Origin of the sequence: Serratia surfactantfaciens, assembly GCF_001642805.2 — a bacterium.
In the GTDB taxonomy this organism is placed as follows: Bacteria; Pseudomonadota; Gammaproteobacteria; order Enterobacterales; family Enterobacteriaceae; genus Serratia; species Serratia surfactantfaciens.
In genome coordinates this window covers 1,627,261-1,643,539 of sequence record NZ_CP016948.1, presented here as the reverse complement: position 1 = coordinate 1,643,539, position 16,279 = coordinate 1,627,261, and the positions used below count along the sequence as shown (strand labels likewise).

At 57.7% G+C, this 16,279-nt stretch carries 17 protein-coding genes and 3 tRNA genes; 14 read left to right on the top strand and 6 right to left on the bottom strand.

Annotation, left to right across the window (positions count from 1 at the left end; all coding sequences use genetic code 11):
- Nucleotides 1-172: 172 nt before the first annotated feature.
- Both gloA and rnt read left to right on the top strand, forming a co-directional pair.
- On the top strand, nucleotides 173-580 hold the full coding sequence (gloA, locus tag ATE40_RS07875) for a lactoylglutathione lyase (protein WP_004931325.1): 408 nt from the start codon (nucleotides 173-175) through the stop codon (nucleotides 578-580).
- A gap of 78 nt (nucleotides 581-658) precedes the next feature.
- Nucleotides 659-1,342 (top strand): ribonuclease T, encoded by a 684-nt coding sequence (rnt, locus tag ATE40_RS07870; protein ID WP_019455986.1) that lies wholly within the window; start codon nucleotides 659-661, stop codon nucleotides 1,340-1,342.
- 68 nt (nucleotides 1,343-1,410) lie between these two features.
- On the opposite strand, the gene ATE40_RS07865 is transcribed toward rnt, so the two are convergent.
- Nucleotides 1,411-1,758, bottom strand: coding sequence for a Grx4 family monothiol glutaredoxin (locus tag ATE40_RS07865; protein ID WP_019455987.1), 348 nt, complete (start codon nucleotides 1,756-1,758; stop codon nucleotides 1,411-1,413).
- A 416-nt stretch (nucleotides 1,759-2,174) separates the two neighbouring features.
- Here ATE40_RS07865 and ATE40_RS07860 point away from each other — a divergent pair, with 416 nt between their 5' ends.
- Together ATE40_RS07860 and sodB are read left to right on the top strand one after the other, a co-directional pair.
- Nucleotides 2,175-2,993 carry a C40 family peptidase gene (locus ATE40_RS07860; RefSeq protein WP_019455988.1) on the top strand — a complete coding sequence of 273 codons (819 nt, stop codon included), beginning with the start codon at nucleotides 2,175-2,177 and terminating at the stop codon, nucleotides 2,991-2,993.
- A gap of 199 nt (nucleotides 2,994-3,192) precedes the next feature.
- A complete protein-coding gene (gene sodB, locus ATE40_RS07855; protein WP_063919364.1) occupies nucleotides 3,193-3,771 on the top strand; it encodes a superoxide dismutase [Fe] in 579 nt (192 codons plus the stop codon).
- A gap of 62 nt (nucleotides 3,772-3,833) precedes the next feature.
- Here the strand turns inward: sodB and cydH are convergent, their stop codons facing one another.
- Complete coding sequence (gene cydH / locus ATE40_RS24635; protein ID WP_019455989.1) at nucleotides 3,834-3,923, bottom strand: cytochrome bd-I oxidase subunit CydH; 90 nt, start codon at nucleotides 3,921-3,923, stop codon at nucleotides 3,834-3,836.
- Nucleotides 3,924-4,247: 324 nt separating this feature from the next.
- Here cydH and purR point away from each other — a divergent pair, with 324 nt between their 5' ends.
- Nucleotides 4,248-5,273 (top strand): HTH-type transcriptional repressor PurR, encoded by a 1,026-nt coding sequence (gene purR / locus ATE40_RS07850; protein WP_063919363.1) that lies wholly within the window; start codon nucleotides 4,248-4,250, stop codon nucleotides 5,271-5,273.
- Here purR and punR read toward each other — a convergent pair.
- Nucleotides 5,270-6,214, bottom strand: a complete 945-nt coding sequence (gene punR / locus ATE40_RS07845; protein WP_019455991.1) for a DNA-binding transcriptional activator PunR — start codon at nucleotides 6,212-6,214, stop codon at nucleotides 5,270-5,272. The two genes, purR and punR, sit on opposite strands and share 4 nt — an antisense overlap.
- Before the next feature lie 123 nt (nucleotides 6,215-6,337).
- Between punR and punC the strand changes: the two genes are divergently transcribed.
- Both punC and cfa read left to right on the top strand, forming a co-directional pair.
- Entirely contained in the window at nucleotides 6,338-7,549 is a 1,212-nt protein-coding gene (gene punC / locus ATE40_RS07840) for a purine nucleoside transporter PunC (RefSeq protein ID WP_063919362.1), read from the top strand.
- Between the two features lie 342 nt (nucleotides 7,550-7,891).
- Nucleotides 7,892-9,043 (top strand): cyclopropane fatty acyl phospholipid synthase, encoded by a 1,152-nt coding sequence (gene cfa / locus ATE40_RS07835; protein ID WP_019455993.1) that lies wholly within the window; start codon nucleotides 7,892-7,894, stop codon nucleotides 9,041-9,043.
- 73 nt (nucleotides 9,044-9,116) lie between these two features.
- Here cfa and ATE40_RS07830 read toward each other — a convergent pair whose 3' ends face one another.
- Nucleotides 9,117-9,410 (bottom strand): I78 family peptidase inhibitor, encoded by a 294-nt coding sequence (locus ATE40_RS07830; protein WP_063919361.1) that lies wholly within the window; start codon nucleotides 9,408-9,410, stop codon nucleotides 9,117-9,119.
- Between the two features lie 54 nt (nucleotides 9,411-9,464).
- Complete coding sequence (locus ATE40_RS07825) at nucleotides 9,465-10,115, bottom strand: riboflavin synthase (protein WP_016927930.1); 651 nt, start codon at nucleotides 10,113-10,115, stop codon at nucleotides 9,465-9,467.
- 238 nt (nucleotides 10,116-10,353) lie between these two features.
- On the opposite strand from ATE40_RS07825, the gene ATE40_RS07820 reads away from it, so the two are divergent.
- The 7 genes from ATE40_RS07820 (at nucleotide 10,354) to ATE40_RS07790 (ending at nucleotide 14,962) form a co-directional block, all read left to right on the top strand.
- Complete coding sequence (locus ATE40_RS07820) at nucleotides 10,354-11,730, top strand: MATE family efflux transporter (protein ID WP_063919360.1); 1,377 nt, start codon at nucleotides 10,354-10,356, stop codon at nucleotides 11,728-11,730.
- A 182-nt stretch (nucleotides 11,731-11,912) separates the two neighbouring features.
- Nucleotides 11,913-11,989, top strand: a tRNA-Val gene (locus ATE40_RS07815).
- A 20-nt stretch (nucleotides 11,990-12,009) separates the two neighbouring features.
- A tRNA-Val gene (locus tag ATE40_RS07810) sits at nucleotides 12,010-12,086 on the top strand.
- Between the two features lie 20 nt (nucleotides 12,087-12,106).
- A tRNA-Val gene (locus tag ATE40_RS07805) sits at nucleotides 12,107-12,183 on the top strand.
- Between the two features lie 122 nt (nucleotides 12,184-12,305).
- Complete coding sequence (locus ATE40_RS07800; RefSeq protein WP_019455996.1) at nucleotides 12,306-12,611, top strand: cupin domain-containing protein; 306 nt, start codon at nucleotides 12,306-12,308, stop codon at nucleotides 12,609-12,611.
- Between the two features lie 393 nt (nucleotides 12,612-13,004).
- On the top strand, nucleotides 13,005-14,417 hold the full coding sequence (pykF, locus tag ATE40_RS07795; protein ID WP_063919359.1) for a pyruvate kinase PykF: 1,413 nt from the start codon (nucleotides 13,005-13,007) through the stop codon (nucleotides 14,415-14,417).
- Between the two features lie 308 nt (nucleotides 14,418-14,725).
- Entirely contained in the window at nucleotides 14,726-14,962 is a 237-nt protein-coding gene (locus ATE40_RS07790) for a major outer membrane lipoprotein (RefSeq protein ID WP_004931354.1), read from the top strand.
- 141 nt (nucleotides 14,963-15,103) lie between these two features.
- Here ATE40_RS07790 and ATE40_RS07785 read toward each other — a convergent pair whose 3' ends face one another.
- Nucleotides 15,104-16,117, bottom strand: a complete 1,014-nt coding sequence (locus tag ATE40_RS07785; protein WP_063919358.1) for a L,D-transpeptidase family protein — start codon at nucleotides 16,115-16,117, stop codon at nucleotides 15,104-15,106.
- Between the last annotated feature and the right edge of the window lie 162 nt (nucleotides 16,118-16,279).

Sequence of the window (16,279 nt, the reverse complement as noted above, 5' to 3'; positions counted from 1 at the left end):
TACTTCGTATCGATCGGCACGCTCGATCAATAATTAGGCATCACCGGCATGACGACAACATGTGACATTGTCACTCAGTCGTTACATTGAATTTCCTTGCGGGACAAGGCTATACTCGCTTGTGCTTCAATCCACCCGCCGTCTGCCACGGCACAGTTAATTCAGAGGAATTATGCGCTTACTCCATACCATGATCCGCGTCGGTGACCTGCAACGCGCCATCGACTTCTACACCAAGGTATTAGGCATGCGCCTGCTGCGCACCAGTGAGAACCCGGAGTACAAATACTCGCTGGCTTTCGTCGGCTATACGGAAGAGAGCGAAGGCGCGGTTATCGAACTGACCTATAACTGGGGCACCGACAGCTACGACATGGGCACCGCCTTCGGCCACCTGGCGCTGGGCGTGGACGACGTCGCCGCCACCTGCGACAGCATCCGTCGCGCCGGCGGCAAGGTCACCCGCGAGGCCGGTCCGGTGAAGGGCGGCACCACGGTGATCGCCTTCGTCGAAGATCCGGACGGTTACAAAATCGAGCTGATCGAAAACAAACACGCCGGTCAGGGCCTCGGCCACTAAGCCTCCCCTTCAGGGCGCCCCGCGCCCTGCTGATTCTCCGCGCGATAGCGCCTGCAACCGGGCGCAAAATTTGCCATAATGCGCGCTGCATTCGATGAAGATAAGAAACTGATGGCCGAGAAAAGTGATCTTAACGCCCTGAGTGGTCGTTTTCGTGGGTTTTATCCCGTAGTAATAGATGTTGAAACCGCCGGGTTCAACGCCAATACCGATGCGTTGCTGGAAATCGCCGCCGTGACGCTGAAAATGGATGAAGACGGCTGGCTGCAGCAGGACGAAACCCTGCACTTCCACGTGGAGCCTTTCGAGGGCGCCAACCTGCAGCCGGAGGCGCTGGCGTTTAACGGCATCGATCCGCACAACCCGCTACGCGGCGCAGTCAGCGAATATGACGCGTTGCACGCCATTTTCAAAGCGGTGCGCAAAGGGCTCAAGGATCGCGGTTGTAACCGGGCCATTATCGTCGCGCACAACGCCAACTTCGATCACAGCTTCCTGATGGCCGCGGCAGAACGCGCCGGGCTGAAGCGCAACCCGTTCCATCCGTTCGCCACCTTCGACACCGCGGCGCTGAGCGGCCTGGTGCTGGGCCAAACGGTGCTGGCCAAAGCCTGCATCGCCGCCGGCATGCCGTTCGACAGCAGCCAGGCGCACTCCGCGCTGTACGACACCGAGCAAACCGCCCTGCTGTTTTGTGAGCTGGTTAACCGCTGGAAACGCCTCGGCGGCTGGCCGCTGCCCGCCGCCGATCTCGCCGAATAAAACCAATGAAAAAGGCGGCCCAGTTTGCACTGGCGCCGCCCGTTACGCGATAACCGCAAGCCTGTCGATTAAGACTGCTGGTCTTCCTGCGCTTTATACTTTTCAGCCGTCTCTTTGATCAGCTGCTGGAGCTCGCCGCGCTGATACATTTCGATGATGATATCGCAACCGCCGACCAGCTCACCGTCAACCCACAGCTGCGGGAAAGTCGGCCAGTTGGCGTATTTTGGCAGCTCGGCGCGGATGTCCGGGTTCTGCAGAATATCCACGTAGGCGAAACGCTCGCCGCAGGCGGACAGCGCTTGCACAGCCTGTGCGGAGAAGCCGCAGCTCGGCAGCTTTGGCGAGCCTTTCATGTACAGCAGAATCGGGTTTTCAGCGATCTGGTGCTGAATTTTTTCAATTGTCGTCGTCATTTATTGCTTCCTCAAGCCACATTTCATGGCTACAACATGCATCACGCGCTCTATTGTAGCGGCTGGAACAGTCGCAAGAAAACGCCATCTTTTGCAAGGATATTCACCCGCCGCCGATCGCGTTTCACCGGCCACGTCATTCCGGTCAAAACATACGTTGAGAATAACATTTTTAATCCGACCATTTCACTAATATATTGCGCCGCGACGACGGCGCGGATTAATTATCCCATCCGCCATGGGTTGACGTTTTTTCATACACCAACAGGCTGATTTTAAACCAAAAAAAATGTCATTAACGTTTTCTCACAATATGGATTATTATTTCTGAGTTCTTCGCTGTTTTATATGGCGAAATTCGGGAATACTGTAACTCTTTCGATATCCGTTTCGGGGCCAAGGTTGGTGACGTCGACATGCGTTTAATTCTTACGCTCTTTGCGCTGCTGTTTACGCAGCTCTTCTTCAATTTGGCGCACGCTGCGCCACAGGCGCGTATTGCCGCCGAGCAGCGTAAAAGCCATGCCAATGAAGCGCGGCCCGATGACCGCAGAAAAAAGAAAGCGGATAAAGCCGCCAAGAAAGCCAAAGTGACGGCTCCCGAGAAAAAAACCAAGACCGCCAAGGCCAAAAGCGAGAAAAGCGCGAAAAAGATCGTCAGCGCCAAACCCAAGGCCAAAGCGCAGAAAACCGCCAAGATTAAAGTCACCCCGCCGAAAAAGGGCTACAAAAAAGGCTATGGCCGCCACCGCGAAGCCGGCATGGCCACCGCCAAGCTGGCGCGTGAAGAAAAGCCGTTGAAACTCAGCCCGGCGCACAAGAAACGCTACCAGCACGCCAAACAGACCGCGATGGCCAAGCTGATGGGCCAGATGGGCAAACCTTACCGCTGGGGCGGCAGCTCGCCGCGCACCGGCTTCGACTGCAGCGGCCTCATCTATTACGCCTATAAAGACGTGGTGAAAATCAAGATGCCGCGCACCGCCAACGAGATGTATCACCTGCGTGACGCGGCGCCGATCAAGAAAAGCGAGCTGGAAAGCGGCGATCTGGTGTTCTTCCGCATCAACAACCGCGGCGTGGCGGACCACGTCGGCGTCTACCTCGGCAACGGCAAATTCATCCAGTCGCCACGCACCGGCGAAGAGATCCGCATCAGCCAGCTCGACAACGACTATTGGCAGAACCACTACATCGGCGCACGCCGCGTAGTGACGCCGAAAACCATTCGTTAATTTCCCGCTCTGCGCGGTTGCGGCCCCGGTCGCAACCGCCTGCTCAAGCTATCGCCCATCGCACTTCCCCACGCGCATTTCTCGCTTTTCCTCCTGTTTTTTATGGTGAAAATTGTTAAGATTGAATGACCACAATAAAAAACGGCCCATCCGGTTCCCGCCCCGGCGGGAAGCACATGGCGCTGTAAAGGAGGAAGCAATGTCGTTTGAATTACCTGTATTACCGTATGAGAAAAACGCGCTCGAGCCGCACATCTCCGCCGAAACCCTGGAATACCACTACGGCAAACACCACAACACCTACGTGGTTAACCTGAACAACCTGGTGAAAGGCAGCGAGTTCGAGGGCAAATCGCTCGAAGAGATCATCAAGACCTCTAACGGCGGCGTGTTCAACAACGCCGCGCAGGTGTGGAACCACACCTTCTACTGGCACTGCCTGTCGCCACAGGGCGGCGGTGAACCGCAGGGCGAACTGGCGGCGGCGATCGTCAAGTCCTTCGGCTCTTTCGCTGCGTTCAAAGAGCAGTTCACCGATGCCGCCGTGAAAAACTTCGGCGCCGGCTGGACCTGGCTGGTGAAAAAACCGGACGGCGCGCTGGCGATCGTCAACACCTCTAACGCGGCAACCCCGCTGACCGGTGAAGACAAACCGCTGCTGACCGTTGACGTGTGGGAACACGCGTATTACATCGATTACCGCAATGCGCGTCCAAAATACCTGGAAAACTTCTGGGCGTTGGTCAACTGGACCTTCGCAGCGGAAAACCTGGCGTAAGCACAGGTTTCTGATGTGACGAGGCGCAGCCAGGCTGCGCCTTTTTTAGCGCCGGGGGGAAATCAGTTCAACGCGGCAACGAAGCTGAAAGCGATAATGACCGCCAGCGCGCAAACGGTGGTGAACAGCGACATCTTCAATTCGGTATCCATGACAACTCCTTTAAAATGGGCTTTCCTAAGGATAAAAGGCGTACAATTAGTACGTCAAATCATTTTCCCACAGTTCGCCGATAAAATCTTGTTATCATTTCCCGGTTTATAATATCGATTACCTCTTCCACTTTTGCTCAATATGCGACAAAATTCGCAGTTCACAACTGCGTACCGGCATCCATGCCCCTCCTGATTAAGCGCTGAAGACTTCAACACACTAAAAACTCAGTTTTCGCTTCTCTGGAGAAGGATCTACGTAGGCAAACGATTAACATCACACTTACATGCTGTAAACATGTGAGTTCAGGAGTCATTCCTTACATGGCAACGATTAAAGATGTGGCCAAACGCGCGGGCGTTTCCACCACCACCGTTTCGCACGTCATCAATAAGACTCGTTTCGTCGCCGAAGAGACCAAAGCGGCCGTGTGGGCCGCCATCAAAGAACTGCACTACTCGCCGAGCGCCGTGGCGCGCAGCCTGAAAGTCAATCACACCAAGTCGATCGGCCTGCTGGCCACCTCGAGTGAAGCCCCCTACTTCGCCGAAGTGATCGAAGCGGTGGAAAACAGTTGCTACAGCAAAGGCTACACCCTGATCCTGTGCAACTCGCACAACAACCTGGACAAACAGCGCGCCTACCTGGCGATGCTGGCGCAAAAGCGCGTCGACGGCCTGCTGGTGATGTGTTCCGAATACCCGGATCAGCTGCTGGGCATGCTGGAAGACTACCGTAACATCCCGATGGTGGTGATGGACTGGGGTGCGGCGCGCGGCGACTTCACCGACACCATCATCGATAACGCCTTCGAAGGCGGCTATCTCGCCGGCCGTTATCTGATCGAACGCGGCCACCGCGATATCGGCGCCATCCCGGGCCAGCTGTCGCGCAACACCGGCGGCGGCCGCCATCAGGGCTTTATGAAAGCGCTGCAGGAAGCGCAGATCGACATTCGCGAAGAGTGGATCGTACAGGGCGACTTCGAGCCGGAATCCGGTTACAAGGCGATGCACCAGATCCTGTCGCAAAAACAGCGGCCGACCGCAGTATTCTGCGGCGGTGACATCATGGCGATGGGCGCCATCTGCGCCGCCGACGAGCTGGGGCTGCGGGTGCCGCAGGATATTTCCGTAATCGGCTACGACAACGTGCGCAACGCCCGCTACTTCACCCCGGCGCTGACCACCATTCATCAGCCGAAAGAACGCCTGGGCGAAATGGCCTTCACCATGCTGCTGGATCGCATCATCAGCAAGCGCGAAGAGTCGCAGGTGATCGAAGTGCATCCGAAGCTGATCGAACGCCGCTCGGTCGCCGATGGCCCGTTCATCGACTACCGCCGCTAATCCCCTGAGCCGGAAGCCTGCACGGCTTCCGGCGCCGCCTCGCTCAGCCACTCCTGATTCAGCGTCTCCCCATCGCCCAGATACGCCAGTAGCCAACTCATCGCCGGTGACGGTTTATCCTGCTGCCAGGTCAGGCAGCAAGGGCTGGCGGGAAACGGCTGCTGCAGCTGCAACGCCTTCAGCTCACCGCGCTGCACCAGCGGCAGCGCCCGATGTGCCGGCATCATGCCGACGCACAGCCCGGCGCACAAACAGTCGAGCGCCGACGTCCAGTCCGGCACCACCAGCCGCCGCTGGTTATCCAGCGTCCAGGTGACGCGCTTGGGCAAATTGCGCGAGGTGTCCTCCAGACAAAGCGAAGGGTACGGCCGCAACTGATCGTCATGCAGCGGCCCCGCCAGCTGCGCCAGCGGGTGTTGCGGGCTGACTACGCACAGCCAGTTCATATAGCCCATGTCGCGGAAGGCAAAACCGCCGCCGACCGGCACCGCACGCGTGGCGCCGATCGCCATGTCCGCCCTGCCGTCCGCCAGCGCATCCCAGACGCCGTTGAACACCTCGGGTTGCAGCATCAACTCGACGTCGGGGAAATGGCGGTAGAAATCCAGCACCAGCTGGCGGCTGCGCTGCGGTTTGACGATGATATCCACCGCGATATTCAGCTGACCGCGCCAACCGTTGGCCACCTGCTGACAGTGCCGGCGGGTGTCGAGCATTTTTTTGATAACAGCTCGCGCATCCTTGATAAACAACGCACCGGCCGGCGTCAGCTCCACATCGCGGTGACGCCGCTCAAACAGCGGCACCGCCAGCCATTGCTCCAGCTGCCGCACGGTATAACTCACCGCCGACGGCACCCGGTGCAGCTCCTGCGCCGCCGCGCTGAAACTGCCGGTGCGCGCTACCGCGTCGACGACTTCAAGTGAATATTCAGACCACATCGCTTTGCCTTCAATTTTTTTAACAGCACTTTGCAAATATTACCGTTTCACAAGCAGAGATCCAGCCGGATACACTGGCCGGCGCTAAAAACCTGCGATACTAAAATATTAACGAGAAATACCATGCGAAATTCTTTTGGCTTTATGTTCTACCTCGCCGGCCTGAGCATGTTGGGTTATCTGGCGACCGATATGTATCTGCCTGCCTTCGGCGCCATGCGCGAAGAACTGCAAATCTCCGCCGGCGCCGTGAGCGCCAGCCTGAGCATCTTCCTGGCCGGCTTCGCCTTCGCGCAGCTGCTGTGGGGGCCGCTCTCCGATCGCCTGGGGCGTAAACCGGTATTATTGATTGGCCTGACGCTGTTCGCCCTCGGCTGCCTCGGCATGCTGTGGGTGGAAAACGCCCTGCAGCTGTGGATCCTGCGCTTTATTCAGGCGGTCGGCGTCTGTTCCGCCACCGCCATCTGGCAAGCGCTGGTGGTCGACCGTTATCGTGAAGGTCAGGCCAATCGCGTGTTCGCCACCATAATGCCGCTGGTGGCGCTGTCACCGGCGTTGGCCCCGCTGCTTGGCGCCTGGCTGCTGAACCACGCCAGCTGGCGGGCGATCTTCGCCGCGCTGTTGGTGATCACCGCGCTGCTGCTGCTGCCGACGTTGATGCTCAAAGAGCGCGCCAAAACGCAACCCGCCGCCGACGCGCCGAAAAACGGCGTCAGCTTCTGGCAACTGTTGAAATCTCCGGTGTTCAGCGGCAACGTCGCGATGTACGCCGCCTGCTCGGCCGGTTTCTTCGCCTGGCTGACCGGTTCGCCGTTCATCCTCGGCGATATGGGCTATAGCCCGAGCGACATCGGTCTGAGCTATGTGCCGCAAACGCTGGCCTTCCTGCTGGGCGGCTACGGCTGCCGCGCCGCGCTCAAGCGCATCAATGGCAAAACTCTGCTGCCGTGGCTGCTGGTAGCTTATGGTGTCAGCATGGTGGCGCTGTATCTGGTGGCGACGCTGACCTCTCCGACGCTCACCACGCTGCTGATTCCATTCTGCGTGATGGCGCTGGTCAATGGCGCTGGCTACCCGATCATGGTGGCGAATGCGTTGATGCCGTTCCCGGAAAGCAGCGGCAAAGCCGCCGCGCTGCAAAATACGCTGCAGCTGGGGCTGTGTTTTGTGGCGAGCATGCTGGTATCGGCGTTTATTGCCCAGCCGCTGTTGGCGACGGTGACGGTAATGGTGTCTACGGTGATTCTGGCCGCGCTGGGGTATTTCCTGCAGCGGGGGAAAACGGCCGATGCGCAGCAAAAGGCGCAGCGGGAACATGCTAACTCAGCGTCATAATTGCCAAACTTAATAATCACTTAAAGAATATGCGTGCCGAGTGCGATTTACAGTTGAGTCGACGCCTCGGCACGCCTATACTCAAAAACAACCTTTTAAAGTAACACCTTATAATCTTTATATCTCAATTAGCGCTTGTGTACGCGTCTTGCGTCACACTCTTTTTAAGGATGCGTTCATCTCGCGCCATTTGTGCCGGGTAGCTTCTTAAAATTTCCTCTGTTCATAGTCGGATATCAGACGCCGCGGGCCTATTTTCCGCCGGTAAACGTATGCACCCGCAGAAATTGTCTAAGCTGTTTCCTAACGGGTCATCAGTCAGAAGAAGGTGATGGAGAAGCTATGAGTTCATCGTGTATAGAAGATCTGAGTATCCAGGACAATCAGTGGTACCGTATCGCGCATGAAATGCTCGGCCTGGCCGGCATTGAAATCAACGGTTCGCGCCCCTTCGATATTCAGGTTAAAAACCCCGAATTCTTTAAACGCGTGTTGCAGCAAGGCTCGTTGGGCCTGGGCGAAAGCTATATGGACGGCTGGTGGGAGTGTGAGCGGCTGGATATGTTCTTCCAGCGCGTGGTCAGCGCCGGGCTGGAGAAAAAACTCCCCCACCACCTGAAAGATACCCTGCGTATCGCCGCCGCGCGCCTGACCAATCTGCAATCGAAAAAGCGCGCCTGGATCGTCGGCAAAGAGCATTACGATCTCGGCAACGATCTGTTTACCCTGATGCTCGATCCTTACATGCAATATTCCTGCGGCTACTGGAAAGACGCCACCACGCTGGAAGAGGCGCAGGAAGCGAAACTGCGGATGATCTGCGAGAAACTGCAGCTGCAGCCGGGCATGCGCTTGCTGGACATCGGCTGCGGTTGGGGCGGCCTCTCCGCCTACGCGGCGAAAAACTACGGCGTGTCGGTGGTTGGCGTGACCATTTCCGCCGAACAGCAGAAGCTGGCTCAGGCGCGCTGCGCCGGACTCGATGTGCAGATCCTGCTGCAGGATTACCGCGACCTGCATCAGCAGTTCGATCGCATCGTCTCGGTCGGCATGTTCGAGCACGTCGGGCCGAAAAACTACCGCACCTATTTCAACGTGGTAGAGCGCAATCTGGTGCCGCACGGGCTGTTCCTGCTGCACACCATCGGCTCCAACAAGACCGACATGAACGTCGATCCGTGGATCAACAAATATATCTTCCCGAACGGCTGTCTGCCGTCGGTGAGCCATATCGCCGAGGCCAGCGAAGGCCACTTCGTGATGGAAGATTGGCACAACATCGGCGCCGATTACGACCGCACGCTGATGGCCTGGTTCGAGCGTTTCAAACAGGCGTGGCCACAGCTCGCCGAGCGCTATTCCGAGCGCTTCGAGCGGATGTTCAGTTATTACCTGAACGCCTGCGCCGGTGCGTTCCGGGCGCGCGATCTGCAGCTCTGGCAGGTGGTGTTCAGCCCGAAAGGCGTTGAAGGCGGGATTCGCGTCTCCCGCTGAACGCTTTCCCGATAAAAAAAGCCCCGGCAACAACATCGCCGGGGCTTTTTTTTGCGCTTTCGGACCCTGCGGGTTAACCGCAGTAAACGCGAATAATTTTATCGTTGCTATCGCCAAGGAAGTTCAGACGGCGCAGGTTGAAATCCATGGTAACGGCGGAGTTATACGGAATGGCTCGCACTTTGGATTCGATCCGTACGCCTTCCAGCGAAGTCATCGGCTTGCCGACGTAGTTTTGATACTGCGAAGCGCCGCAGGTATCGTCCGCATCGGCCATTTGCGCGCCGGCGCCCTGCTCAGGTGAACTGCTGCAGGCGCTCAGCGCCAACAACGCGGTTAACAACAACGTTTTCCCATAAAACTTCACGCGTTTCTCCTCTCTGCTTATGATTCGATTCGGGCGGCAACGCCAGAATCGCGGTCAGTCTTTGTGCGCCGGCGCCATCGCCGCTGCCAGCGTCGCTTCGCGATTGGCCAACACGCGCTCGACGGTGTCCACCACCGCCTGGGTTTGCGGATCGATCTCGATGTTCACCTTGTCGCCCAGGCGTTTTTTACCCAGCGTGGTGCGATCCAGCGTTTCCGGGATCAGGTGCACGCAGAAACGGTTATTCACCACTTCGCCGATGGTCAGGCTAATGCCGTCGATGCCGATGAAGCCTTTGTGCAGCACATATTTCATCAATTCCGCGTTCGGCATGCGCAGCCATACCTGGCGATTATTTTCCGACGTATAAATTTTGGCCACTTCCGCCGTGCAGATAATATGGCCGGACATCAAATGCCCGCCAATTTCATCATTGAATTTCGCCGCGCGCTCAATATTAACGATGTCGCCCAGCGCCAAATCGCCAAGGTTGGTCAGGCGCAGCGTTTCCTTGATCAAATCGAAGCTGACGCGGTTGCCTTCCACCGCGGTCACGGTCAGACAGCAGCCGTTATGGGCCACCGACGCGCCCAGCTCCAGCCCCGGCAGCAGTTCTGCAGGCATCTCGATCACATGGGTGCGGAAATTGGGTTTCTCATCAATGGCGACCAGCGGCGCGGTGCCTTGTACGATACCGGTGAACATATGTGCCTCTTCTTGCTAAATAGGTTAAAACGCTTCCGGCAGTTTGCCCCAGTTGGCGCGGAAAACCAAATCCGCAGCGGCAAAAATCGGCTGCCTGCGCATTTAATAACTATTTATCTGCGGCGTTTGCTTAACGACGCCGAGCAGGTACAATCTTTTTGACAAAATTCCGCTATTTTAATTGTTGTCCTCTCGCGGCAGCCCTCCCTCCCACATATATAAATAGAAAGGTGTATGCGTGCAGAAGTACTTAATTGAAGCGCGTAGTTTATTGGCTCTCGCTATCCCGGTCATCATCGCGCAAATATCGCAAACCGCCATGGGCGTGGTCGATACCATCATGGCCGGCGCTTACAGCGCCACCGACATGGCGGCTGTCGCGGTCGGCACCTCGATCTGGCTGCCGGCCATTCTGTTCGGCCACGGCCTGCTGCTGGCGCTGACCCCGGTTATCGCCCAGCTCAACGGCGCCGGGCGGCGCGATCGCATCGCCCACCAGGTGCGTCAGGGCTTCTGGCTGGCCTCCGGCGTCTCGCTGCTGTTGATCGTCGTGCTGTATAACTGCAAGTTCGTCATCGACATGATGCACAACATCGATCCGCAGCTGGCGGACAAGGCCGTCGGCTACCTGCACGCCATCATGTGGGGTGCGCCGGGCTACCTGTTCTTCCAGGTGATGCGCAACCAGTGCGAAGGGCTGTCCAAAACCAAGCCCGGCATGGTGATCGGCTTCCTCGGCCTGTTGGTGAATATCCCGATCAACTACATTTTCATCTACGGCAAGTTCGGCATGCCGGAGTTGGGCGGCGTCGGCTGCGGCGTCGCCACCGGCAGCGTCTACTGGATCATGTTCCTGATGATGCGCTGGTACGTGAAGCGTGCGCCGTCGCAGCGCGACATCAAACGCCAGGCCGGCGATCTCGGCGGCCCGGACTGGGCGGCGCTGAAGCGCCTGATCGGCATCGGCATGCCGGTGGCGCTGGCGCTGTTCTTCGAAGTCACGCTGTTCGCCGTGGTGGCGCTGCTGGTTTCGCCGCTGGGTATCGTCGCGGTCGCCGGCCACCAGATCGCGCTTAACTTCAGCGCGCTGATGTTCGTGCTGCCGCTGTCGCTGGGCGTCGGCGCCACCATTCGCGTCGGTTACCGTCTGGGGGAAGGTTCGGTCGAAGGCGCGCGCGTCGCCGCTTACTCCGCCATCGGCGTCGGCATCACCATGGCCGTCTGCACCGCGCTGTTTACCGCCACCTTCCGCGAGCCTATCGCCCTGCTGTACAACGACAGCCCGGCGGTGGTGGCGATGGCTTCGCAGCTGATGCTGCTGGCGGCGCTGTACCAAATCTCGGATTCTGTTCAGGTGATCGGCAGCGGCGTGCTGCGCGGCTATAAAGATACCCGCGCGATCTTTTTCATCACCTTCATCGCTTATTGGGTATTGGGCCTGCCGAGCGGCTATCTGCTGGCGCTGACCGATGTGGTGGTGCCGGCGATGGGGCCGAGCGGCTTCTGGATCGGCTTTATCATCGGTCTGACCTTCGCCGCCATCATGATGGCGCTGCGCATGCGCTGGCTGCAGAAACAGCCGACCACCGTCATCCTGCAGCGATCCACACGCTGAACCCACAGCCCGGCCGGTTTCCTCCCCGGTCGGGCTGCGGTTTGCGGAAAAAAACGCCGGACTGCGCACAACCTCAGCAATCGCGTGAAATACCGAATAAAATTGCGCTTTTCCCCTTGCCAGCGCGCGGGTAGCTCGTTAATATTCGTCCCCGCTGTCAGCCATGACAGACAGGAAAAGATGCGTCCGTAGCTCAGTTGGTTAGAGCACCACCTTGACATGGTGGGGGTCGGTGGTTCGAGTCCACTCGGACGCACCAAATTCCTGAAGCAGTACAGTGCGTCCGTAGCTCAGTTGGTTAGAGCACCACCTTGACATGGTGGGGGTCGGTGGTTCGAGTCCACTCGGACGCACCAAATTTCAGAAGCAGTGCAGTGCGTCCGTAGCTCAGTTGGTTAGAGCACCACCTTGACATGGTGGGGGTCGGTGGTTCGAGTCCACTCGGACGCACCATATTGCTGATTCATCTCTCCCCCTGTCGCGTTATACTTCTCATTGTTTCGTCTCTGCCCGACCGCCCGAGTCTTTCATGTCGTTCGCGTCGCGCCACCGCCATCAGCTATCAGGAACGCCACATGACCACTTTCACCGCCAAAACTGCCTTTTTACCGCTCGAAAATGGCCTTGCCCGCCGGGAAGGCGTGATGAGCGACGGTGCGCCGGCGGCGGAAGTGCGGTTCGAGGCCGGCGCCTTTGGCCAACTGCAAAAGCCCCCGCACGCGCTGCAAACCCGAGTGATGTCCGGTGAATTCGAGTTCACGCTCGGCGGCGACACGCGAGTGGTGCGGGCCGGCGAGAGCCTGACCCTGCCGGCCAACGTCGCCAGCGGCTGCTTCTGCCTGAGCGCCGGCGTGCTGCTGGAAATCCCGCAAACGCGCTAAGCCGTATTTACAGCAAGGTTATTTGCGCAACAAGCGGCCCGCAACCTGTTGCATTTGCGCCACATTTGCCCGCGTTTTGACATATCCGCCGCGCCGCCGCGGTTTTTTATTTTGTTTCCCGCCGCTTAGCCTTTATAATGCGCAACGTCTATCAGTTGAATGGTTTCAGCCCTTGATCTGCGAAAACGCAATAACAACACGATTTGATCTTACCCCGTTGCGCAGCCTCCTCGCGCCCCCGCGCGGGCTGAATTTTTCCGCCCCACTTCAACTGTCGTCACCTATCCTTAACTATGTTTTTCACCACCAGGCACGGCCCAAATTCCCTACCGGCGTCAACCGCGCCGGTCAAATTCGTTTTTTTATCCATCACAACTTGTAGAAAACTCCGCCATGAAAAAGACCAAAATTGTTTGTACCATCGGTCCAAAAACCGAATCGGAAGAAATGCTGACCAACCTGCTCAATGCGGGCATGAACGTGATGCGTCTCAACTTCTCTCACGGCGACTATGAAGAGCACGGCAACCGCATCAAAAACATGCGCGCCGTGATGGCGAAAACCGGTATCAACGCCGGCATCCTGCTGGATACCAAAGGCCCGGAAATTCGCACCATGAAGCTGGAAGGCGGCAAAGACGCCTCACTGGTCGCCGGCCAAACCTTCACCTTCACCACTGACCAGAGCGTGATCGGCAACAGCGAGCGCGTGGCGGTCACCTACGCCGGCTTCGCCGCCGACCTGAAGATCGGCAACACCGTGCTGGTTGACGACGGCCTGATCGGTATGGAAGTCACCAACGTGACCGAGAACGAAGTCATCTGTAAGGTGCTGAACAACGGCGATCTGGGCGAGAACAAAGGCGTTAACCTGCCGGGCGTGTCCATCCAGCTGCCTGCGCTGGCCGAGAAAGACAAACGCGACCTGATCTTCGGCTGCGAGCAAGGCGTCGACTTCGTGGCGGCGTCCTTCATCCGTAAACGCTCTGACGTGCTGGAGATCCGCGAGCACCTGAAAGCCCACGGCGGCGAGCAGATCCAGATCATCTCCAAGATCGAAAACCAGGAAGGCCTGAACAACTTCGACGAAATCCTCGAAGCGTCAGACGGCATCATGGTTGCCCGTGGCGATCTGGGCGTGGAGATCCCGGTAGAAGAAGTGATCTTCGCCCAGAAGATGATGATCGAAAAATGCAACCGTGCGCGTAAAGTGGTGATCACCGCCACCCAGATGCTCGATTCCATGATCAAGAACCCGCGCCCTACCCGTGCGGAAGCCGGCGACGTCGCCAACGCCATCCTGGACGGCACCGACGCCGTCATGCTGTCCGGCGAGAGCGCCAAGGGCAAATACCCGCTGGAAGCGGTCAACATCATGGCGACCATCTGCGAGCGCACCGATCGCGTGATGCCAAGCCGCATCGACACCCTGAACGATCGCCGCAAGCTGCGCATCACCGAAGCGGTGTGCCGCGGCGCGGTTGAAACCGCCGAGAAACTGGACGCGCCACTGATCGTCGTCGCCACCAGCGGCGGCAAATCAGCGAAATCCGTGCGTAAATACTTCCCTAACGCAGTGATCCTGGCGCTGACCACCAACCAGACCACCGCGCATCAGCTGGTGCTGAGCAAGGGCGTCATCCCGCAGATGGTCAAGGAAATCGCCTCCACCGACGACTTCTACCGCATCGGTAAAGAAGCCGCGCTGGCCAGCGGCCTGGCGCAGAAAGGCGACGTCGTGGTGATGGTTTCCGGCGCGCTGGTGCCGAGCGGCACCACCAACACCGCCTCGGTGCACGTGCTGTAATATAAAACGTGACATAATTGCCTTGATCAAAACGCCGCTTTGCGGCGTTTTTTTTATCGGCAGTAACCTATTTTTCTCAAAACGCAACTGCGAATCGCTCATTATTTAGCTAATAACAAATCGGAGTTGTCCCATGGAAGCCGGCTGTTTTCCCTCGTTTTTTTAACTAATTTGTAAAACCAGATGCAAGTTTGAGCGAACGATCAAAATAAAGCACCTCAAGACTAAAAAATTATTCTCTTTCGAAAAAAGTTTGTGTAATACTTGTAACGCTACATGGAGATTAACTCAATCTAGAGGGTGTTATAATGAATCGTACTAAACTGGTACTGGGCGCGGTAATCCTGGGTTCCACTCTGCTGGCTGGCTGCTCTAGCAACGCTAAAATCGATCAACTGTCTTCTGACGTTCAGACTCTGAACGCTAAAGTTGATCAGCTGAGCAACGACGTGAACGCAATGCGTTCTGACGTTCAAGCTGCTAAAGACGACGCAGCACGCGCTAACCAGCGTCTGGACAACCAAGCTCACGCTTACAAAAAGTAAGATAGCTTTGGTTATTGAAAACGGCGCACATTGTGCGCCGTTTTTTTTTGCCTGCTCGCAGGCCTGAACCTTCCCCCGCCGCAGGCAAAAAAAAGAGGTTCAGCACGCTGAACCCCTCTTCGACCGCTCAATCCCGCAAACTTAGTTCACCGAACTGATAGGCGCACCCTTGAATGGGCTCTTATTCGTCGCAGGAGCCGCTGCAGGCGTTAAACTCACCTCAGACGGGTTCTCCCCCACGTTAACCAACACCGGCATGCCAGAGCGGCGTACAACCGCGCTATCGAACATGGCGCGATCGGTTTGCCCATCCGCAACGAAGGCTTTCTCGGCTTTCGACAGCGTGATCGGCATGGTCTGCGGATCGTCGCTTTCTACCCGCGACAGCGGCTGGTGCACTTCAACATAGCGTTTGCCGTCCGGTTCGACCGAAACCTTCACCGGATCGTTGATCACCTGCACCCGCGTGCCGCGCGGCACCATATTGAACAGCGCCTCGATATCGGTCGGGCGCAGACGAATACAGCCGGAGCTGACGCGCATGCCGATGCCGAAGTTGGCGTTGGTGCCGTGGATCAGGTATTCACCGCGGCCCATCGCCAGACGCAGGGCGAACAGCCCCATCGGGTTCTCAGGGCCGGCCGGCACCACCGCCGGCAGCGTCACGCCCTGGGACTGATAGCGCTTGCGGATGTTGGCGGTTGGCGTCCAGGTCGGGTTAGGGATCTTCTGGCTGATGGAGGTCACCTCCAGCGGCGTATGCATCCCGGTCTGGCCGATGCCGATCGGATAGACGATTACTTTATTCTCGCCTTTCGGGAAGTAGTAAAGACGCAGCTCGGCCAGGTTGACGATGATCCCTTCACGCTTGGTGTCGGGCAGCAGCATTTGGGTCGGAATGGTCAGCACCGTGCCTGGCTTAGGCAGGAACGGGTCGGTGCCGGGGTTGGCTTCCAGCATGCCCAGCAGGCCAATCTTGTAGTCGGCGGCGATCGCCTCCAGCGGACGGCCGTCGTTTGGCACGGTATAAGTGGTGTTTTCGCCGATCAGACGGCTGTCCGGCGGCGGCAGCGGGTACTCGGTCGCACTGGCGGCCTGCGTGCCGGCCAGTACGGTGGCGAAGACCATGCCCATTAAACTCAACGCACGTTTCATTATCATCCCTATATTTTTTATGACGGTTCGTCCCCAAGGCTAACGAGCGCCCGGCGGCGGGTAAATCAGACAATACCTGATTAATACTAGCAACGCTGGCATCAAAGGCAATAAGTTCTCTAAAAATCAACACGTTATAACGTAATCGCCACCGCTGATTGT